This window comes from Yersinia alsatica, from assembly GCF_025133195.1.
Taxonomy (GTDB): domain Bacteria; phylum Pseudomonadota; class Gammaproteobacteria; order Enterobacterales; family Enterobacteriaceae; genus Yersinia; species Yersinia alsatica.
Genome location: NZ_CP104006.1, coordinates 3,016,015 through 3,036,450 on the forward strand (window position 1 = coordinate 3,016,015; position 20,436 = coordinate 3,036,450).

Sequence of the window (20,436 nt, forward strand, 5' to 3'; positions counted from 1 at the left end):
TGAACTCAACGACTTGAGTAAATGATGGCAGCCAACACCGCTGCGCTTGAAATATGACGGGTAACTTCAGTAATAGGAAGCATGTTATGGCGGGTTTGCCAGATAAAGATAAATTGATTCGTAACTTTTCCCGCTGTTTAAATTGGGAAGAGAAATACCTGTATGTGATCGAACTGGGCGCACAGTTGCCGCCGCTAACTGAGCAACAGCGCCAGCCAGAGAATCTTATTTCTGGTTGCCAGAGCCAGGTTTGGATCGCCATGACCCTTTCACCAACGGGGCAGGTGACTTTTACCGGTGACAGTGATGCCGCAATCGTCAAAGGTTTGGTCGCCGTGGTGTTTATTCTCTATCAGGGTTTGACCCCGCAACAGATCGTGGATTTGGATGTTCGGCCATTTTTTGCAGATTTAGCCTTGAGTCAGCACCTAACGCCTTCGCGCTCTCAAGGGCTTGAAGCGATGATCCGCGCTATTCGTACTAAAGCCGCAGCCCTAAACGTCGGCTGATCCGCACCAACATTTTGTGCTTTATTCATAGGTGACTGAGCAATTTTGCGTCATGAGTCACAGTATTAAAATGGTGAAATTTCAGCAGGTTAAATCGTCCTCCCTGCTGGAAGAAGCATAATAAATTACTTTGTAACACCTTGATTTTTAGAGATATAAATTGCCTTTATAATAAGGGCTGTTACTATATGGTGGCCTTATTATTGGCTGCTAAAATTAACGTAGATAGCCGTGTAAACCGAATTTTAAGAAGTGATGTAGGAACTAAGCATGAAACGTGCATTAACTTTGATTGGTATGTTATTCGCAACTTGTATGGCGGGAAGTATCACCGCTGCCAATGCGACCGAGTATCCTCTACCTCCAGCCAATAGCCGTCTGATTGGTGAAAATACTACTTATACCGTTCCAAATGATGGCCGTCCGCTTGAGGCTATTGCTGCCGATTATAAAATCGGTTTGTTGGGGATGCTGGAAGCTAACCCAGGTGCTGACCCGTATTTGCCATTACCGGGCTCAGTATTAACAATCCCGACTCAGATGTTGCTGCCAGATACCCCACGTGAAGGTATCGTCATCAACCTGGCTGAACTGCGTCTTTATTATTACCCTAAAGGCCAGAACAAAGTGATTGTGTACCCTATCGGTATCGGCCAGTTAGGGCGTAATACCCCAACTATGACAACGTCTGTCAGCCAGAAAATCCCGAACCCAACCTGGACACCAACAGCGAATATCCGTAAGCACTACCTGGCTGAGGGTGTTACCTTGCCAGCGGTAGTTCCTGCGGGTCCGGAAAACCCTATGGGTCTGTTTGCCATGCGTTTGGCTGCGGGTGGTGGTGAGTACCTGATTCATGGTACCAACGCCAACTTTGGTATCGGCATGCGTGTTAGCTCGGGTTGTATTCGTTTACGCCCAGATGATATTGAAGCGCTGTTCAAATCCGTACCTAAAGGTACTCGCGTCCAGATTATCAATGAGCCGGTTAAATATTCTGTAGAGCCCGATGGCAAACGTTATGTGGAAGTTCATCAGCCGTTGTCTCGTGTAGACAGTGATGATCCGCAAACCATGCCAATTGCTATCAGCAGTAGCTTGCAGAAGTTTATCAACGACAGCCAGACTGATGCACAAGTGGTTCAGGATGCAATTGTACGCCGCGCTGGCATGCCAGTTATCGTCACTGTAGGTAAGACTGCCCCTGTGCAAGCTCCGGCTACTGTAGCGCCTCAGAGCGAGCCTCAGGCACAACCACAGAACGAAGAGCAGCAACCGACTGAAGAAGCCGCTCCTAAGCTGGTTCAGCCAGGCCCGGTTTACTCTGCCGCCAATTAAGTCTTAGTCGTACCTTTGCCGTGGCAGCCAGATGTTTGCCATGGCAAAGTTTATAGCGCAGTCGTATTGTGAAATGTGTTGATGAGTGAGTAGCAAAAGGGAAGGGGACATCAAGGAAGGTCACTGTCAGAAACGGGTTTTAGCGAAGCAAAAAAAATGGCGCACAATGTGCGCCATTTTTCATTCAGGAAGTAATATTACTTCTTGTAAGCGTGAGCTTGGTTGTCCAGACGTTGGTTAGCACGTGCTGCATCGTCTTTAGCTGCTTGAACGTCAGAACGGATTGCGTTCACGTCGTTGCTCAGTTGGTCAACTTTAGCGTTCAGAGTCTGAACGTCAGAAGACAGTTGATCGATTTTAGCATTGCTTGAACAACCAGCCAGCATAGTAGAAGCCAGAATTACCGCGCCCAGTACAAGTTTAGTACGATTCATTATTAACACCCTCTAGATTAAGTTAATCTCCATGTAGCGTTACAAGTATTACACAAAGTTTTTTCGAAAGAGAATAAATTTTTAGTATTAGAGGGGTTTATTTTGATCGTTCGCTCAAAGAAGCATCTTGTTTTAAAAAAAAGTTAAAAAAACGAGGCAAAACAGCCGGATTCTTTCAGATAAGTCTTACTGAGAAAAAAACTTTAGCGCTCTTAGGATAAAGTGGATTTTTCAGAAAGTTTATTTTGCAGTGGTTTAAAAAGAAAACGCCGCTATTGAAAGCGGCGTTTTTAATTAGTGTTCTAGCGTGCGGTTCGGGATTATAAGACGTGCACGGAAGAGGTATTGGTTGTACCACTTGGAACCAAAGCACCAGAAACCATAACGACAACGTCGCCTTTCTGTGCCAGACCGCTAGCCAGAGCTGCTTCTTTACCGATGCGATAGAAATCATCCGTTGAAGCAATCTCGTTGACCAACTGAGTGACAACACCTTTGGTCAGAATTAACTGACGGGCAGTGGTTTCATTGGTGGTCAGCGCCAGAATAGTGGCTGTAGGGAAGTATTTGCGTACTGATTTAGCAGATTTACCGCCGCCAGTTGCCACAACAATCACTTTGGCTTCCAGTTTTTCGGCGGTTTCTACAGCACCACGGCAAACGGCTTCAGTGATACGCATTTTGCGATTGTCATTCAGCGTTTCGATGCGGCTAGGCATGATACGGTCTGTGCGCTCACAGATGGTCGCCATGATGGTCACAGACTCTAATGGGTACTTACCCTTAGCACTCTCACCAGACAGCATCACGGCATCTGTACCGTCCAGAATGGCGTTAGCAACGTCGCCTGCTTCTGCGCGGGTAGGGCGTGGGTTCTTGATCATGGAATCGAGCATTTGAGTTGCAGTGATAACAACTTTACGGGCGCGGTTACATTTCTCAATCATCATCTTCTGCGCGAAGATAACTTCTTCTACTGGGATCTCAACACCCAAGTCACCACGGGCAACCATGATACCGTCAGAGGCTTCCAGGATTTCGTCGAAGTTATTCAGACCTTCCTGGTTTTCAATTTTAGAGATGATCTGGATGTGCTCGCCACCATGTGCTTTCAGGTGTTCGCGGATTTCCAATACATCAGAACGTTTACGGATAAAGGATGCCGCAACGAAATCTACGCCTTGCTCACAACCGAAGATCAGGTCAGCTTTATCTTTTTCAGCCAACGCTGGCAGTTGGATAGACACGCCTGGCAGGTTAACGCCTTTGTTTTCGCCCAAATCACCGTTGTTCAGCACTTTACATACCACAGTGCTTTCGGTGACTTCAGTCACTTCCATACCGATCAGACCATCGTCAACCAGCACAGTGTTGCCAATTTTCAGGTCAGCAGCGAAGCCAGGGTAGGTCACAGCAACGATGGTGTTGTTGCCAATAACGCTTTGATCTGTGGTGAAAGTGAAAGTCTGACCTGCAACCAGTGCAGCATCTTTGCCGCCATCCAGTTTCATGGTGCGGATTTCAGGACCTTTGGTGTCCAGCAAGATACCGGCTTTCAGGCCAGTTTCTGCCATAACAGCACGAATATTCTTGATACGTTGACCATGTTCTTCATAGTCACCGTGGGAGAAGTTTAAACGCATAACGTTCATGCCAGCATTCAGCAGTTTCGTCAGCATTTCTTTAGATTCGGTTTTTGGACCGATAGTACAAACAATTTTAGTCTTTTTCATGACGGATTTTTTCTACAAGTTGTGATGGATAAAAAGCGAAAGTTCCGTTACGTACGGCAACGGAGTGGGATCTGATTAGTGTCTGGTGTAGCGAAACGTTACCAAGAAGCAAAACATTACTAAGAATAGATGACAGTTGCGGAAGTTGAGCGGAAAACTTTAGCACGAGGCTAAACGCATGATCGGAGTACGATGGCGTAAATGCGAGTTGTATTTTTTTAGCGTATCTACAGATCAAGATGCTGAAACCATTCAACTGAAACGACGGTTCGTATTATAGGCGGTAAGTAGCCGGAAATGAAATAGAAAACAGAAACTCATTGCCGTTTTTTATAAAAAGGGGCGATTCGTCGCGCAAACACCGAGAATAATGCCTAGTTTGTTGCGCAACTGCTGTGTGTTTTAACATTTTTTACGAACTTTTTATAATAAATAGCGAAAGTGTCGTGGTCAAAATATAGACAGGTTGCGAGAGATGATAACGTCGGGAGGTTGCAGAGTGGTGCGTTCTAATGGACTCGAACCATCGACCCCCACCATGTCAAGGTGGTGCTCTAACCAACTGAGCTAAGAACGCATAGAGAATCTGAAGCAAGAATAACTGAGGATTGCAGAGTGGTGCGTCCGAATGGACTCGAACCATCGACCCCCACCATGTCAAGGTGGTGCTCTAACCAACTGAGCTACGGACGCACATTATACTCTTCATTAATCATACTGCGAGTAGTGCCAAAAGTAATGTTGGTGCGTCCGAATGGACTCGAACCATCGACCCCCACCATGTCAAGGTGGTGCTCTAACCAACTGAGCTACGGACGCATCCTTTATTACTTGCCATCAATGCTGACAGCGGGGACGAATATTAACGAGCTGCCCGTCTGCTGGCAAGGGGAAAAACATAATATTCACCGCAAACTCACGTAATTGCTGTGCTTTTATCCATTGCGCTGTTTTTTTCTCCATCTTTTTGCTTTGGCTGGCGCTAATTGTTAGCGGCGATAGCAACAATTAGCGCCAGAGACTTTAAGCCGTTAGTGGGCCGCTTTTTGCAGGATAAAAGCGGGCGGTTGTTTTTGTAGCCAACGAATACGCAGCGCCATCAAAATAGCCGCCGATGTCAGACCAATAACAAACCCTATCCAGAAACCACTTGGCCCCATGGCGGGAACAATATAGTCAGTCAGCCCCAGCAGATAGCCACTTGGTAATCCCAGCAACCAATATGCGGTAAAGGTAATAAAGAAGATTGAGCGAGTATCTTTATAACCGCGCAACACGCCACTGCCGATAACCTGAACTGCATCAGATAGTTGATAGATAGCCGCCAGCAGCATTAAGTGGGAGGCCATCATTACCACGGCAGGATTTTTATTATACAGCAGAGCAATGTGTTCACGGAAAGTCACGGTAAATATCGCGGTAACGCACGCTAGCATTAAGCCGACCGCGATGCCGGTATAAGATGCGACTTTAGCTTGCTCAACCGACCCTTGCCCGAGACGGAAGCCGACCCGAATTGTCGCCGCTACACTCAGTGACATCGGCAGCATGAACATGAGTGAGCTGAAGTTGAGGGCGATTTGGTGCCCAGCTACCGCGACGATACCCAGTGGGGACACCAATAAGGCGACGACGGCAAACAGTGTGACTTCGAAAAACAGTGCTAATGCAACCGGCAGCCCTAAACCACCCAAGCGTTTCATCACCTGCCAGTCGGGCATGGCAAAACCTTTTTCTAGCTTGATATCTTGCTGAGAGCGGGCGCGGTTGACGTACCAACGCATCATCAGGAACATCACCCAGTAAACGGTGCCGGTTGCCACCCCGCAACCCACGCCTCCTAAGGCTGGCGCACCAAACTTGCCGTAGATGAAGATATAGTTAACCGGAATATTCACCAATAACCCAACAAAGCCAATCACCATGCCGGGTTTGGTTTTGGATAATCCTTCGCACTGATTGCGCAGAACCTGGAAAAATAGGTAGCCGGGCGCACCCCACATAATGGCATGCAAGAAACCCACGGCTTTATCGGCCAGCACCGGATCAATATTATGCATCTGCTTAATAACGTGGTCGCTATTATAGAGCACCACCATAATGAGCAGCGAAACACACAATGCCAGCCAAAAACCTTGTCTGACTTGATGCGCAATCTGATTCCGCCGTCCGGAGCCATTGAGTTGAGCAACCGTCGGGGTCAGTGCCAATAATAGTCCGTGGCCAAATAAAATAGCGGGTAACCAAATTGAGGTACCAACAGCCACTGCGGCCATATCCGTTGCACTGACAGAGCCGGCCATAATAGTGTCAACCACGCCCATGGCTGTTTGCGATAATTGCGCGATGACAACGGGAATAGCGAGAGCCAATAAGCTACGCGCTTCTACAATATACTTCTGCACGTATGCACCTTTTATCATTTTAATAGTGATTATTTATCGTGCGATTTACGACAAATAAAGCAATGGGAAATAAATATAGCCAAAGTAATTGGAGTTACAGGTAGACAGCAAGCGAACGAATCCCGATGGAGCTTACTCAAGTAAGTGATTCGGGGGAGTGAGCGTAGCTAACCCCCCTGTAACTTCAAGTACAAAGGGTATAAAGATTGTACCTACTCGCCAAGCTTAATCAATGAAATACCACGGAAGTGCCTTTTTCATCTAAGTGGTTTGGTTTTCCTTATCTTCTGAGGCAAAATCAAGGCATAGCATTTTTCTTTCTATAGATAACAGATAAGAGGCATGGCGTATGTTTACAGGTATTGTGCAAGGCACCGCGCCAGTGGTTGCAATCGAGGAAAAATCCAACTTCCGCACCCATGTGGTGGAAATGCCGAGTGAGCTATTGCCTGAATTAGCTTTAGGCGCTTCTGTGGCCCACAATGGCTGCTGTCTGACAGTGACTGAAGTGAATGGGAATCGGGTCAGTTTTGATTTAATGAAAGAAACGCTGCGTATTACTAATCTGGGGGATATTAAGGTTGGTGACGTGGTTAATCTGGAGCGGGCCGCTAAATTCAGTGATGAAATTGGTGGGCATCTTATGTCCGGGCATATTATTTGTACTGCTGAAATTGCCAAGATATACACCTCAGAAAATAACCGCCAGATCTGGTTCCGCATGCCCAGTGATGATTTAATGAAATATGTACTGCATAAAGGTTTCATTGGTATTGATGGTATTAGCCTGACTATCGGTGAAGTCGTGGGGAATCGTTTCTGTGTGCATTTGATCCCCGAAACACTGGCGCGGACCACATTAGGTAAAAAGCGCTTAGGGCATCGGGTTAATATCGAAATAGATCCACAGACCCAAGCGGTAGTTGACACTGTCGAGCGAGTTTTGGCACAGCGCGATATTGCTACTGCGGCAGCAGCAGTAGAAAAAACTGTGCGGAGCTAGTTAACAGAGAGCAAAGCAGGGGGCTAATGGCCCGCTGCCTTGCTAACTTAAGAGAAGAGATTAACGAGCAACCCGAATACCGCCTTCGACACCATTTGGGCTGAATAATACTTGCCACAATTGAATGTCTCTGGCGCGGAATGCACCCGCACAGGCATTCAGATAATAGCTAAACATCCGCTGAAATCGTGGTGAATAGTTTTCTGCCAGACTTGGCCATGCAGCTTGAAAACGTTCATACCATGCCATCAGTGTTCGGTCATAGTCTGCACCGAAATTATGCCAGTCTTCCATGATGAAATAAGGTTCGCTGGCGTTGGCAATATGCTTCACTGACGGTAGGCAGCCATTGGGGAAAATATACTTATTAATCCACGGATCAATACTGAGATCAGTACGATTGGCGCCAATGGTATGTAACAGGAATAAACCATCAGGTTTTAGATTGCGATTTACCACATCAAAATAGGTGTGATAATTCTTCGGCCCGACGTGCTCGAACATCCCAACAGAAACGATGCGGTCGAATTGTTCATTTAAGTCACGATAATCTTGCAGCAAAATCGTGACATCCAACCCTTCGCAGCGTTTTTGCGCCAATTTTTGCTGTTCAGCAGAAATGGTGACACCGGTGACAGACACCCCGAAGTGACGGGCGGCATAAGCGGCAAGCCCACCCCAACCACAACCAATATCCAGCAGCTTCATACCCGGAGCTAATTGCAGTTTCTCGCAGATCATCTGCAATTTATTTTCCTGCGCTTGCTCAAGTGTGGTGGCATCTTTCCAGTAGCCACAAGAATATTGCATATTGGGATCGAGCATTAAGCTGAATAAGTCATTACCCAAGTCATAATGTTCTTTACCGACAATCCAGGCTCTTTTCTTTGATTGCAAATTGATAATGCGAGCAGCGGCAATACGTAAAGTATCTTTGAGATGATGTGGCAGTTGTTTTTCCAAGCCGGCTCTGAGTACTCGCTGGAAGAAAATATCCAGGCGGTCGCACTCCCACCAGCCATCCATATAACTCTCACCTAATGCCAAAGATCCTTCTTGTAATACCCGCTTAAAAAAGTCTGGGTTATTAACTCTAATGTCGAAGGGGCGTGAGCCATTGATTTCAATATCAGCCCGAGTCAGCATTTCTTGCACAATGCGGAACCACGGATTTTCTTGAATACTCTGGTCTTCAATACAGGATGAACTCATAGCTTCTCCATCACTTTCTTCTGACTTATGACCCGCGCCACTGTCGATATACGCGAATACATACCAAATAGGTTGTCGTGACCTTGGTGTCTGATGTCCTTTACGGACATACCCTTGGTATTTGAAGTTGCAGTGTTGTTGCAGCTCCCATTACTTCAGGTAAAGAGGAAGATTAAGAAGAAACCCTAATGACTCTTGGAGTTAGGGCGACTCATCCATAAGAGTAAATGTGACGCAATCCACGCGCACAGAAAATGCTTAAGATAATGCTTTTTTTTAATGATATCGTTATCGGTTAAATCGAGTATAGGCTTGCCGGGACGCTTTCTCAATAATAAATCGTTCCCGGCCAGCATGTTCGTTAGTGACTATTTTTATTGGTAATTATGACTCAGCGCAATTATAGCCAGTACTGTCAGTGTGGCTTTTTTCTTTGCGCAAAGCGTAGCAATGAATGCCATAACCCAGAAATGCCAAAATAACGGTCGATAACATCACTGTGACTGTGGCCAACAAGGGCTGGCTGATATAAGCCGAAACCGCCATGCTAGCGACAAAACACAAACCGAGCTGCAACGTATTTTGTAGTGCTGCGGCTTTACCCGTATTGGCCGGAAATGGGGTTAATGCATTTGCTACGATAATAGGGTAGCAGGCACCATTCACAAGCGCCATTAAGCAGAATGGAATAAGTAAAGTTATCAGCGTTGGCGTGGTCAATGTTGCGATCAAATAGAGCGCAACCATGCTGATGGCATAGCCGCTCAACAGCCAAGGCAGCAGGGTATTGCCTTTAATCCGAGTCAGTGCGCTGCGGCAACCAAACCCCCCCAGCAGGAAGGCCAAAGTTTGTGGAACATAACTCAAACCAATGGCATTGGGGCTATATCCCATCTCACCCAGAATGAAAGGCGAGCCGGTTAACCAGGCGAAGAACCCCGCGCTGCATGCCGCAAATATCATCACGTTGCCGCTAAAGACTGGCGATTTTAGGAGCTGCCAGAAACTAATGGCGCTTTTATTTTGCACCGTATTATCTGATGGGGCATTTTTCCGCTCTTTCAGTAGTGCAGTGGGGATCAAAAGTAACAGTGTCACGGCCAACAGTACGACGAAAATTGAGCGCCAGCTGAAGTGGTTCAATAGCCAAGCACCCAATAATGGGGCGAGTGCCGGAGATAACGCCACTAACGGCATAATTGTGGCAAAGACCCGGTTGGCTTTACCGTCACGGTAGCGGTCTACCACTAATGCTTGCCAACTCACTGCTGCTGAGCAGACCCCCACAGCTTGAATAAAGCGCAGCACCAAGAGTTGTGTTGCTGTCTCAACCCACAACACCCCCAAACAGCCGATGGCAAATAACCCCAATCCAGCTAATAGCACTGGTTTGCGGCCCAGCTTGTCGGAGACTGGCCCCCAAATAAGCTGGGCGATAGCGAAACCGGCGAGGAAGATGCTGAGACTGGCACTAATGGAACCAGCGGAGGCTTGTAATTCTTGTTGCATGGCACCAAAGGCGGGTAAATACATATCGGTGGCCAAGTACCCCAACATGCTCAAACCCGCCAGATAGAACATGAAACTTGTTGACGTCTTCATACTTTATTTCTCTTTATCATAATTTTGCAGGCAATTTGCTGTCTTGAGACAGCTTTATAATTAGGGATTTATAGCGGGGGGCATTCTATCCGCTACGATAATCAGTTGTGAAACGGTAATATTTGCGAGAAGCTATCAAAAAAATTGACACCAAATAATTGAATATAGAGAGGCAGAAAATAATGTGGTCTGAATACTCATTGGAGGTGGTTGATGCTGTGGCGCGCACCGGCAGCTTCAGTGCGGCTGCTCAAGAATTGCACCGTGTGCCGTCTGCCGTCAGTTATACCGTGCGCCAACTGGAGGAGTGGCTGGCAGTTCCCCTGTTTGAGCGGCGTCATCGCGATGTCGAATTAACTCAGGCTGGAGTGGTTTTCATCAAAGAAGCCCGGGATGTTATCAAAAAAATGAATAACACGCGCCGTCAGTGCCAACAGGTGGCGAATGGCTGGCGGGGGCAATTAAATATCGTGATAGATAAAATCGTCAAACCGCAGCGAAGTCGCCGCCTGGTGCTGGATTTTTATCGCCATTTCCCTGACGTGGAGCTGCGGGTGCGCTATGAGGTGTTTAATGGTGTCTGGGATGCTTTGGTCGATGGGCAAGCCGATATGGCCATTGGTGCCACCCGGGCCATCCCGGTGAGAGGGCGGTTTGTATTTCGCGATATGGGCTTTTTGACCTGGCATTGTGTAGTCAGTGTGAACCATCCTTTAGCCCGTTTAACCGGGCCACTTAACGACAATCAGTTGCGGCCATATCCTTCACTTTGTCTGGAAGATACGGCACGAAATCTGCCTAAGCGAGATACCTGGACGCTGGATAATCAGCAACGATTAGTAGCACCGGACTGGACGACGGGGATTGACTGCCTGTGTGCAGGGCTTTGCATTGGTATGGTGCCAGCCCATATGGTGTCGCCGCTGATTGCCGATGGCCAGTTGGTGGCATTGACGTTAGCTGAACCACTGCCGGATAGCCCGTGCTGCTTAACCTGGGAACAGAATAATCACTCCCCAGCTTTAGCGTGGTTACTGGACTATTTAGGTGACAGTGTCACGCTAAATGACGAATGGTTAAAGGATGGCAATGCAGCGGATGACGGCGGCGTGCAGCACTAGCGGCCAGTCACGTGGAATGTGACTGGCCGAAGAGGATTAACGGCGGTAATCGCGGAACGGACCATCAGCGACAGAACGGCGCTCTACCAGTTTCGGGTGTACTTCAATGGTTTGTGGGTCTTCGCGCTTGCTGACAATACGATCAAGCAACATGGCAAAGGCGGTTTCACCTAATCGCTCTTTGGGCTGGTGGATCGTGGTTAGCGCCGGTGAGAAATAGCGGGCATTACGCACATTGTCATACCCGATCACCGAAATATCTTGCGGCACGCGTAAACCCAACTCATCAGCGGCACATATTGCGCCCATCGCCATGATATCTCCGCCACAGAATACCGCGGTCGGACGATGTTTTTGCGTCAAAATCTGATGCATGGCTTTATAACCAGACTCAGGTTCAAAATCGCCCTGAACCACCCATTCATCGCGTATCGTGATATTGGCTTCCTCTAATGCCTTCAGGAAGCCCTGATGGCGACCGCCCCCGGTATTACGTGATAACTGGCCGGGAATAGCACCGATATCACGATGGCCGCGCTCAATCAGATAACGGCCAGCTATATAGCCACCCTCGAAGGCATTATCAATAATTGAATCGGTGAAATCACCGCGCGCGGTGCCCCAATCCATAACTACCATTGGAATATTACGATAATCTTCCAGCATCCCTAACAGTTGCTCGGGATATTCTGAGCACATCACTAATAGCCCATCAACACGCTTTTGCGCCAGCATGGCCAGATAAGCTTTTTGTTTATCCAGATTATTATGAGAGTTACATAAAATCAGGGTATAGCCTTTGCTATAGCAGCTATTTTCAACCGCTTCGATCACTTCAGCGAAATAGGGGGCTTCACTGGATGTCGCCAGTAAACCAATTGACTTAGTGTGATTCACTTTCAAACTGCGAGCCACAGCACTGGGCGAATAATGCAGTTCTTTAATGGCTGCCCACACAGCAGCCTTGGTATTTTCGGCGACGAAACGAGTTTTATTGATCACGTGTGAAACGGTGGTGGTGGACACACCCGCGTGTTTGGCCACATCTTTAATCGTTGCCATAAAAAAATGACTCCTAAGCTTACCTGTTACAGCAGGTAAGTATTATGTTAATCGTTTGCCTGCATTACTCGAAAACCGCTCAGACAGAAGCACGATAGTAGGCTGGATGGTTGAGTCAGCTGGTCGTCTGAGAGTTTTTATTGGACGTTATTAGTCGGTATGCAGTTATGAACTGCGAATTTTGTCTGATCTGGAGGGAAAGTGGAAGAGCTAATCAATGTTATAAAGTGCGTAATGAGCACAAGATTTTTTTTCCTATCTGTGGGAAAATAATTTAACGCACTAATTATGTGCCTTTTCCCTACTAAAATTAACCGGCTGAGGAGTTTTTATGGATACCAATTTGAAGATGTCGCTGATTACGACTGTTGGTGCGCTGGCAATGATTATTGTCTTTAGCTTCGTGGCGGTAATGAATTAATTAAGCCGCTTGCCGGTGATAAGTAGGGCGGTTTACCCGCCCTTAATTATTACGCCGCTATTAAGCTAAATTCTGCTCAACAAAAGACCAGTTAACCAAAGCCCAGAAGTTCTCCAGATATTTTGGCCGCGCATTGCGGTAATCAATATAGTAAGCGTGTTCCCACACATCCACAGTCAACAACGGCTTATCGCTGGTTGTCAGTGGTGTTGCTGCATTCGATGTACTGACAATTGCCAGAGTGCCATCCGCTTTCTTGACCAGCCACGTCCAACCTGCACCAAAGTTTTTCACTGCGGCGTCGGTAAATTGCGCTTTAAATTCAGCAAAAGAACCAAAAGATTGCTTAATGGCATCATCGACTTTGCCCGTTGGTTCACCACCGCCATTCGGCGACAGACAGTGCCAGTAAAAAGTATGGTTCCAGACTTGGGCAGCATTGTTAAAGATGCCGCCGCTGGAGGTTTTGATAATCTCTTCCAACGTCTTAGCAGCAAACTCAGTATCTTTAATCAGGTTATTAAGATTCACCACATAGGTGTTGTGATGCTTGCCGTAATGATATTCCAGTGTTTCAGCCGAAATATGCGGTTCCAGTGCATTTTGTGCATAAGGTAATGCGGGTAATTCAAAAGACATAGCTCTCTCCTTTCGGGGTTGCTCAGGGTGTTTGCTCCTCAAATCCGGTCATTAGCTGTAGCCATGATGCGGCGAAGAGCGGTTAAATCATAATTGTTGTATTTTTGTTGTGGGTATTAATCTTAACAACTTTCAACAGGAATGACAGATATAACCACACTACAAGATGGGGGATTGCACGAAAATTAAACGCATTGAGTTATGTGATTGGTGGGGATGGTGAGAGGTAGGCACCTGATAGATTTACCGGGTGCCAGAGTAAGGATTAGCGGATGGTTTTTGGTGTCACTACCCGGCGCGCGCCGACATAGTGATCTTGCCAGTAGTCATTATCCATCATGCTGATGCGGATCTCTTCGCCCGTCCGCGGGGACTGAATAAACTTGCCGTTGCCTAAATAGACCCCTACATGGTCGGCCACACCACGATTAGCAATATTGAAGAACACCAGGTCACCACTTTCTAATTCAGCGCGTTTAACCGGTGCTGCATCGCGCAAATGATACATTTCGTTGGCGGTGCGCGGCATTTTTATTCTGATGACATCTTTATAGGCGTAATAGATAAGCCCGCTGCAATCAAAACCGGTATTAGGGGAGGTGCCGCCCCAGCGATAAGGTTTGCCGACTTGTTTCATCAGTTTGCTCATAGCGGTTTGTTTGGCGTGTTGGTAGCGTTTTTTATGTGCCGGGCTGAGTTTCATTTTATTATTTGCGGCTAATTCGGTGCTGGCTTTCCCTTCCGCTTTATTTCTATGGCGACCATAAGCAACTTTTTCTGTTTTCTTAACTGTCGCCTTTTTATTGGCCGCAGTTTTAATATCGGTTTTTTTACTCTCAGTGGCTTTACTGTTGTTTGATTTTTTAGCGGTAGGTTTGCTGACTTCTGGTGCTTTCTTCTTAATAGTTTTACTGGCAGTGGCGGCTGTTTTCTTTTTATCGTTATTGGCGGCTATCTTATTTGGGACTTTTTTACTGGTAGTGTTTTTATTGTTGTCGACTTTAACTTTCTTAATGTTTTTATCTGCTTTACGTTTCTTGCGATCATCAGGGCTGGCCTGACTAATCTGACCTTTCTTTTGCTCAGCAGAGACGTGAGCCTGCGGCGACGCATGCGCCAGGTTTAGAAATAGCTGGGTGAACAGCAGCACAAACAGCGTAAGAATTAAACGCATAATAACGCTACCAACCTTGGCCCTGAAATGAATATGAAGAGTCACAGTATTGCCGAAACTCCGGATATAAAACAGCGGCGAACTACAAGAATCTAATCGATATTGTGAGAAAACGTTAATGGCGTCGCAATTGTTGTTTTTTCACCCGTCAAATGACCTTAAATCAACCATACGTCAACGAGTTAACCACCGCCTATTTCAAGCACCCCACAAGCAAGATAATAATGAAGTGATGGGATCAAAAATGTTATTATAAATGCATATATTTGTAGCCGACAATATAACCATTTGCTGGCAGAGTAAAGCCCCTGCAAAAGATGGCGTTTTATTCCTGTCGTGACAGTCGCTACAATAGGCCGTACGCAATAATTAAATTGAGCAATAAGTATTGTAGCCACAGGGCTTGAGGAAGCAAGAAATGACCACGATTGATAAAATTCAGCGCCAGATAGCGGAAAACCCAATCCTGCTTTATATGAAGGGTTCACCTAAGCTGCCAAACTGCGGTTTCTCTGCTCAGGCTGTGCAGGCGCTGTCCGCGTGCGGCGAGCGTTTTGCTTATGTTGATATTCTGCAAAACCCAGATATTCGTGCTGAGCTGCCAAAATATGCCAACTGGCCAACCTTCCCACAGCTGTGGGTTGATGGTGAATTGGTCGGCGGCTGCGATATTCTGATGGAAATGTATCAACGCGGCGAACTGCAAAAGTTACTGAAAGAAACTGCCGATAAATATCGTGCAGAAGAAGAAAAACCAGCCGCAGAATAATGGGTTGGCGAGTGAGTGGAACAAACAAAAGGTGGCTTGCAAGCCACCTTTTTTAATCATGAAATCGCTATTCCCACCTCAAATCTGCTTACTCAGATTCACCCGCCGGTACCGGCCAGCCACCTAGTTTCTTCCAGCGATTCACTAGTTCACAAAATAGTTTTGCGGTTTGCATGGTATCGTACAACGCGGAGTGAGCCTGGCTACTGTCAAAGGGGATACCCGCAGTCAGACAAGCTTTAGCCAACACTGTTTGCCCCAGCACTAACCCGCTGAGCGCGGCAGTATCGAATGTGGCAAAAGGGTGGAATGGATTGCGCTTCAAACTGGCACGTTCTGCCGCCGCCATCACAAAGCTGTGATCAAAGTGGGCATTGTGCGCGACAATAATTGCCCGGTTACAGCCTTGATCTTTCAAACCTTTGCGTACCGCTTTGAAAATGGCATGTAAGGCTTCATATTCACTGACTGCGCCACGCAAAGGGTTGGTCGGGTCTATGCCATTAAATGCCAGCGCTTCAGGTTGCAGATTGGCACCTTCAAAAGGGTCAACATGAAAATGCAGTGTTTCATCTGGCAACAGCCAACCATCCTTGTTCATTTGCAAGGTGACGGCGGCAATTTCCAGTAATGCGTCAGTTTGAGCATTAAAACCGGCGGTTTCTACATCAATTACTACCGGGTAATACCCACGAAAACGGCCACTCAGGGCGTTAAGGTCACTTTTATCTGCCATCAGTTTCTTATCTTCATCGAATTCAGCGCACATTATGTCAAATTTTAGCGCGGGATGCAGGGGGATATCGCGATGAGAAAAAAGGCACCTTACCGGTGCCTTTAAGTTAATCAGTTTCCGAGGCCCAGTCCGGCGCTCTTATTCTCGATTAACTCGATTTTGTAACCGTCGGGATCTTCGACAAAAGCAATAATGGTATTACCGCCTTTGACCGGACCGGCTTCACGAGTCACTTTACCGCCCGCGTGGCGAATTTGGTCGCAAGTGGCGGCAACATCATCAACACCCAGCGCCAGGTGACCGAATGCAGTCCCCATTTCGTAACTATCAACGCCCCAGTTATAAGTCAGCTCAATGACTGAACCTTCACTCTCATCACTGTAACCGACGAATGCCAACGAATATTTATATTCGGTATTTTCGCTGGTACGCAGCAAACGCATCCCTAATACCTTGGTATAAAAATCGATGGAACGTTGCAGGTCACCCACGCGGATCATGGTATGGAGTAAGCGCATTTACAAAGCCCCTTATAATCAATAGGTTAAATTTACAAGTCATGATAAATAAAAACTAATTTATAATCATATAGCAATATTATCACACTCACTAGCTCGGTAATCTTCTACGGGTCAAAAACAAAACAGCCGGTCAGAATTATCTTCTAACCAGCTGTTATTTAATGAATTATATAAAAGAGTCTTACAGTGTTGGGTAGTCAGTATACCCTTTAGCGCCACCGCCGTAGAAGGTTTCACCATCTGGCTCATTCAGCGGCGCTTTCTGTTGTAGACGAGCGACCAAATCCGGATTGGAAATGTAGCTGCGGCCAAAGGCGACGGCATCAATAAAGCCTTTCTCAATCAGGTCTTCAGCTTTTTCTGCGGTATAAGCACCCGCACCGATAATCACCCCTTTAAAGCGTGCGCGCACGGCGTCACGGAAGGCAGCGGTATAAGGTTTTCCACCGGCCCAGTCTGGCTCGGAGATATGCAGATAAGCAATCTGGCGTTTATTCAGCTCATCAATCAGATACAGCGCAGCTTCTTCCTGATCTTCACCATTATCCAGGCCATTGAACGGCCCCAGTGGTGAAATACGAATCCCAATATGCTCAGCACCCCATTCAGCGGCAGTGGCATCGACCACTTCCAGTGTCAAGCGCGTGCGATTTTCAATACTGCCGCCGTATTGGTCGGTACGTTGGTTTGATGCTGGAGACATGAATTGGTGCAGCAGATAGCCATGGGCGGCATGCAGCTCAATATAGTCGAAGCCAGCTTCACGGGCATTCGCCGTTGCCTGACGGAAGTCATTGATAATGCTGGGGATCTCTTCGGTTTCCAGTGCCCGTGGAGTCGAGCAGGGAACACGCACCCAAGCACCGGTTTCGTCACGGATGGTGGTGCGGGTGTCGGCCGAAATAGCCGAAGGCGCGACGGGCGCTTGCTGACCCGGTTGCAGGCTATTGTGTGAGATACGGCCGACGTGCCATAACTGCACAGCAATATGTCCGCCTTCTTCATGCACTGCCTGAGTGATTTTTTTCCATGCATTTAGCTGTTCTTGGGTATGTAACCCCGGCGCACCGGCATAGCCTTTCGCCTGGAAAGAAACCTGAGTTGCTTCAGTAATAATCAAACCTGCGCTGGCTCGTTGGCGATAATATTCCGCCATCAGAGGGGTTGGGATATCACCTGGCTCAATGCTACGTAAACGAGTCAGTGGCGCCATAAAGACACGATTTGGCAAAGTGAGCGCGCCAACCTTCAAAGGGGAGAACAGTTTAGCAGTTGTCATGGTGCGTCCTATATTAATAGACCGGTCAACTAGTGACTGGGTAAATCCCGAAGATAAATAATATTAACTTCAGAATCATTGGATTATGAGATCATTGAGTGGGTTGTAAAATCAGTTCAATACTTTCCAGCGCACAAGTCAGCGGAGTCACTGATCGCTTCACCTTGGCGCGCAACGCCGCACCAAGCCACAAGGCATAGAGTGTTTCTGCGGTTGCGGCAGGGGAAAGCGTGATACGCAGCGAGCCTTCTTCAATACCGGCTTCGATGGCATCTTGCAAACGACCAATGACGCGAGCAGTGCCGATATCCAGCGCGTGACGCATGGGTTCGGATAAATCACTCACTTCGGCTGATAGTTTAACCGCCAGACAAGCATTGTGGCATTCACTGCCACAATAGTTAGCAATAGATTGAGCAAAATATCGCAGTAGATGGTGGCGCTTATCCCCTTGTTGCTGGGCTAATAAACTTTCCATCTCAGCATCATAACGATCAAAATAGCGCTGTAGCATCGCCTCACCGAAAACTTCCTTTGAACGGAAGTAGTGATAAAACGACCCTTTCGGGATACCCGCGGTGGTGAGTAGCAAGCTAAGGCCCATACCATTGAAGCCAAGGCGCAAGCTGAGACTCTCGCCCGTAGCCAATAGATGCTCGCGGGTGTCTACCTGTGTATGCTGTATTTTGTTCATGCCAAAGAGCGTAATAGACCGATCGGTCTAGGTCAAGAAAAAAATGCCAACAGAGGAGCGCTGGCATTAATTTCAGATATTATCGGCTGTCTAACAGCACTTTTTTGTTTACGGGTTTGGGCTGCGACACTTATGCAGTAAATCCATTGCAGCTTGATACTCGGTAGTTTGAATATTCATCATGCCCAATAGGGTATGGAAAAGATTATCCTGAGAAATTTCATTATGTTGCGCACTGTCGGACAGACACTGGCGGTCAATGCCATAGTTTTTTGTATATTCGGGAGATAGCCACATTAAAAAAGGTATGTGTGTTTGCTGGCTAGGGGCGAACATATACGGAGTGCCATGCAAATACATGCCATTTTCTCCGAGTGACTCGCCATGATCGGAGAGATAGACCAGTGCGGTATTAAAGTTATTGTTGTGCTGTTGCAGTAACTTAATGGTGTTATCCAGCATCGCATCTGTGTAGAGAATAGAATTGTCGTAAGTATTCACCAGCTCCTGGGGAGTGCAATCCTGAATTTGGTTGCTATCACAGGTTGGGGTGAACTGGCGCATCTCTGGCGAGGATCGGCGGTAATATGCTGGGCCATGGCTGCCCATCTGATGCAATACAATCACTGCATCGCCTTGTAGTCCATTGATATAGTTATCTAATTTATAGAGCAATGCATTATCCAGACAGACGCCATTTTCGCAATCATTACTTAACTTTAGCTGTGTCACATCCTGATGAGGAATGCGATCACAGGCACCTTTACAGCCGCCATCATTTTCCCGCCATAAGACATTCAACCCTGCGCGCGCCAGGATATCCATCAGCCCTTCCTGATGGCTAGCCAGTGTAGCATCGTAATTTTTGCGCGGCATATTCGAGAACATGCACGGCACCGACACCGCCGTTTCAGTGCCACAGGATGAAGCATTCTTGAAAAAGGTAACGTTTTGTTTCTGCAAGCGAGGATTGGTTTCTCGCCCATAACCACCTAGCGAGAAATTCTCTGCTCTGGCGGTTTCGCCGACCACTAAGATAACTAATGTTTTTTTCTGTTGCCCGCTAATCAGCGGGCCTTTATGGGCATCTTCACCTATCGTCACCAATGCCATGTTACTGGCAAAATATTTATGTTTCGCAAATTGAAAACTGCCGCTGACAAAGTTAGACGGCGTTAGCATCTTGACGATACTTTTATTGTTACGAATCAATGAGGCGTAATCTTTATAAAACAGGGTCGCGACCAGTAGGATAATCACGGTGGAGAGCAAAATATTGGCTGCGCGCAACCCCAACATATACCACCAAGGACGAGTGGCCCGGATGTGTACAAAACAGACAACAACCGCAGGGATAATGCCTAACACCAGCAACCACAGCGCCATGCGCGGGGTGAACAGGGCGGTGGCTTCCTGTGAGTTAGTCTCAAAGGCATTTTGCATCATATTGGCGTCGATCACGGCACCGTAACTGAACATAAAATAGTTAGCGACCGCGCTGCCGAGCAGAAACAGAATAATGATGGGCTTGCGCAGCAAGGGCACCGCGAGCAAGCTAAAAATAATATTAAGGGCGCAGAAGATGACTACCGGTATGGTTGCAGCAAAGAAATAGCTGTCACTGCTGTCAAAATGAATCAGCGACCAGGCTTTATAAATAAATAGTGCATTTTGGAACAGGGTAAAAAACAGTGTGCAAGACAGAATAAAAACCAATCCGTTACACTGTAACTTATGTCGTACATTCATTATGAAAATCAAACTCTACAGTTCACTCATTGCCA

The 20,436-nt window shown here is 47.0% G+C and carries 20 protein-coding genes and 3 tRNA genes; 6 read left to right on the forward strand and 17 right to left on the reverse strand.

The window, feature by feature from the left end:
- Positions 1-86 precede the first annotated feature (86 nt).
- Both sufE and N0H69_RS13450 read left to right on the forward strand, forming a co-directional pair.
- Entirely contained in the window at positions 87-509 is a 423-nt protein-coding gene (gene sufE / locus N0H69_RS13445) for a cysteine desulfuration protein SufE (RefSeq protein ID WP_050151161.1), read from the forward strand.
- Positions 510-779: 270 nt separating this feature from the next.
- Positions 780-1,847, forward strand: a complete 1,068-nt coding sequence (locus tag N0H69_RS13450) for a L,D-transpeptidase family protein (RefSeq protein ID WP_050151162.1) — start codon at positions 780-782, stop codon at positions 1,845-1,847.
- 197 nt (positions 1,848-2,044) lie between these two features.
- Here the strand turns inward: N0H69_RS13450 and N0H69_RS13455 are convergent, their stop codons facing one another.
- The 7 genes from N0H69_RS13455 to N0H69_RS13485 all read right to left on the reverse strand — a co-directional run bounded on the left by N0H69_RS13455 (position 2,045) and on the right by N0H69_RS13485 (position 6,419).
- Entirely contained in the window at positions 2,045-2,281 is a 237-nt protein-coding gene (locus tag N0H69_RS13455; protein WP_005165631.1) for a major outer membrane lipoprotein, read from the reverse strand.
- Between the two features lie 320 nt (positions 2,282-2,601).
- On the reverse strand, positions 2,602-4,014 hold the full coding sequence (gene pykF, locus N0H69_RS13460; RefSeq protein WP_050107157.1) for a pyruvate kinase PykF: 1,413 nt from the start codon (positions 4,012-4,014) through the stop codon (positions 2,602-2,604).
- A 500-nt stretch (positions 4,015-4,514) separates the two neighbouring features.
- A tRNA-Val gene (locus N0H69_RS13465) sits at positions 4,515-4,591 on the reverse strand.
- A gap of 39 nt (positions 4,592-4,630) precedes the next feature.
- Positions 4,631-4,707 (reverse strand) — tRNA-Val (locus N0H69_RS13470).
- A gap of 49 nt (positions 4,708-4,756) precedes the next feature.
- Positions 4,757-4,833 (reverse strand) — tRNA-Val (locus N0H69_RS13475).
- 18 nt (positions 4,834-4,851) lie between these two features.
- Positions 4,852-4,977: a hypothetical protein gene (locus N0H69_RS13480; protein ID WP_259705556.1), complete on the reverse strand. Its 126-nt coding sequence runs from the start codon at positions 4,975-4,977 to the stop codon at positions 4,852-4,854.
- 68 nt (positions 4,978-5,045) lie between these two features.
- Complete coding sequence (locus N0H69_RS13485) at positions 5,046-6,419, reverse strand: MATE family efflux transporter (protein ID WP_050107156.1); 1,374 nt, start codon at positions 6,417-6,419, stop codon at positions 5,046-5,048.
- A 349-nt stretch (positions 6,420-6,768) separates the two neighbouring features.
- Here N0H69_RS13485 and N0H69_RS13490 point away from each other — a divergent pair, with 349 nt between their 5' ends.
- Positions 6,769-7,422 (forward strand): riboflavin synthase, encoded by a 654-nt coding sequence (locus tag N0H69_RS13490; protein ID WP_050107155.1) that lies wholly within the window; start codon positions 6,769-6,771, stop codon positions 7,420-7,422.
- Positions 7,423-7,482: 60 nt separating this feature from the next.
- Here the strand turns inward: N0H69_RS13490 and cfa are convergent, their stop codons facing one another.
- Both cfa and punC read right to left on the reverse strand, forming a co-directional pair.
- Entirely contained in the window at positions 7,483-8,634 is a 1,152-nt protein-coding gene (cfa, locus tag N0H69_RS13495; protein WP_050107154.1) for a cyclopropane fatty acyl phospholipid synthase, read from the reverse strand.
- A 384-nt stretch (positions 8,635-9,018) separates the two neighbouring features.
- Positions 9,019-10,236 (reverse strand): purine nucleoside transporter PunC, encoded by a 1,218-nt coding sequence (gene punC / locus N0H69_RS13500; RefSeq protein WP_050151163.1) that lies wholly within the window; start codon positions 10,234-10,236, stop codon positions 9,019-9,021.
- A 182-nt stretch (positions 10,237-10,418) separates the two neighbouring features.
- On the opposite strand from punC, the gene punR reads away from it, so the two are divergent.
- The gene (gene punR / locus N0H69_RS13505; RefSeq protein ID WP_050151164.1) at positions 10,419-11,357 is read left to right on the forward strand and encodes a DNA-binding transcriptional activator PunR; all 939 of its coding nucleotides are present in this window, start codon (positions 10,419-10,421) and stop codon (positions 11,355-11,357) included.
- Positions 11,358-11,393: 36 nt separating this feature from the next.
- Here the strand turns inward: punR and purR are convergent, their stop codons facing one another.
- Positions 11,394-12,419 carry an HTH-type transcriptional repressor PurR gene (gene purR / locus N0H69_RS13510; RefSeq protein ID WP_050107151.1) on the reverse strand — a complete coding sequence of 342 codons (1,026 nt, stop codon included), beginning with the start codon at positions 12,417-12,419 and terminating at the stop codon, positions 11,394-11,396.
- Positions 12,420-12,750: 331 nt separating this feature from the next.
- Here purR and cydH point away from each other — a divergent pair, with 331 nt between their 5' ends.
- The gene (cydH, locus tag N0H69_RS13515) at positions 12,751-12,840 is read left to right on the forward strand and encodes a cytochrome bd-I oxidase subunit CydH (RefSeq protein ID WP_019079325.1); all 90 of its coding nucleotides are present in this window, start codon (positions 12,751-12,753) and stop codon (positions 12,838-12,840) included.
- A gap of 60 nt (positions 12,841-12,900) precedes the next feature.
- Here cydH and sodB read toward each other — a convergent pair whose 3' ends face one another.
- Both sodB and N0H69_RS13525 read right to left on the reverse strand, forming a co-directional pair.
- A complete protein-coding gene (gene sodB / locus N0H69_RS13520; RefSeq protein ID WP_050151165.1) occupies positions 12,901-13,479 on the reverse strand; it encodes a superoxide dismutase [Fe] in 579 nt (192 codons plus the stop codon).
- Positions 13,480-13,744: 265 nt separating this feature from the next.
- A complete protein-coding gene (locus N0H69_RS13525) occupies positions 13,745-14,653 on the reverse strand; it encodes a C40 family peptidase (protein WP_050107149.1) in 909 nt (302 codons plus the stop codon).
- A gap of 418 nt (positions 14,654-15,071) precedes the next feature.
- On the opposite strand from N0H69_RS13525, the gene N0H69_RS13530 reads away from it, so the two are divergent.
- Positions 15,072-15,422, forward strand: a complete 351-nt coding sequence (locus N0H69_RS13530; protein WP_050107148.1) for a Grx4 family monothiol glutaredoxin — start codon at positions 15,072-15,074, stop codon at positions 15,420-15,422.
- 88 nt (positions 15,423-15,510) lie between these two features.
- Here N0H69_RS13530 and rnt read toward each other — a convergent pair whose 3' ends face one another.
- From rnt to eptA, 5 genes are all read right to left on the reverse strand, one after another.
- Positions 15,511-16,158, reverse strand: coding sequence for a ribonuclease T (rnt, locus tag N0H69_RS13535; RefSeq protein WP_072077513.1), 648 nt, complete (start codon positions 16,156-16,158; stop codon positions 15,511-15,513).
- A 110-nt stretch (positions 16,159-16,268) separates the two neighbouring features.
- Positions 16,269-16,676 carry a lactoylglutathione lyase gene (gene gloA, locus N0H69_RS13540; RefSeq protein WP_050107146.1) on the reverse strand — a complete coding sequence of 136 codons (408 nt, stop codon included), beginning with the start codon at positions 16,674-16,676 and terminating at the stop codon, positions 16,269-16,271.
- Positions 16,677-16,860: 184 nt separating this feature from the next.
- Positions 16,861-17,958, reverse strand: a complete 1,098-nt coding sequence (locus N0H69_RS13545) for an alkene reductase (RefSeq protein ID WP_050151167.1) — start codon at positions 17,956-17,958, stop codon at positions 16,861-16,863.
- 91 nt (positions 17,959-18,049) lie between these two features.
- The gene (locus N0H69_RS13550) at positions 18,050-18,652 is read right to left on the reverse strand and encodes a TetR/AcrR family transcriptional regulator (RefSeq protein WP_050121270.1); all 603 of its coding nucleotides are present in this window, start codon (positions 18,650-18,652) and stop codon (positions 18,050-18,052) included.
- Positions 18,653-18,760: 108 nt separating this feature from the next.
- Positions 18,761-20,401, reverse strand: coding sequence for a phosphoethanolamine transferase EptA (gene eptA / locus N0H69_RS13555; protein ID WP_050107143.1), 1,641 nt, complete (start codon positions 20,399-20,401; stop codon positions 18,761-18,763).
- Positions 20,402-20,436: the final 35 nt, after the last annotated feature.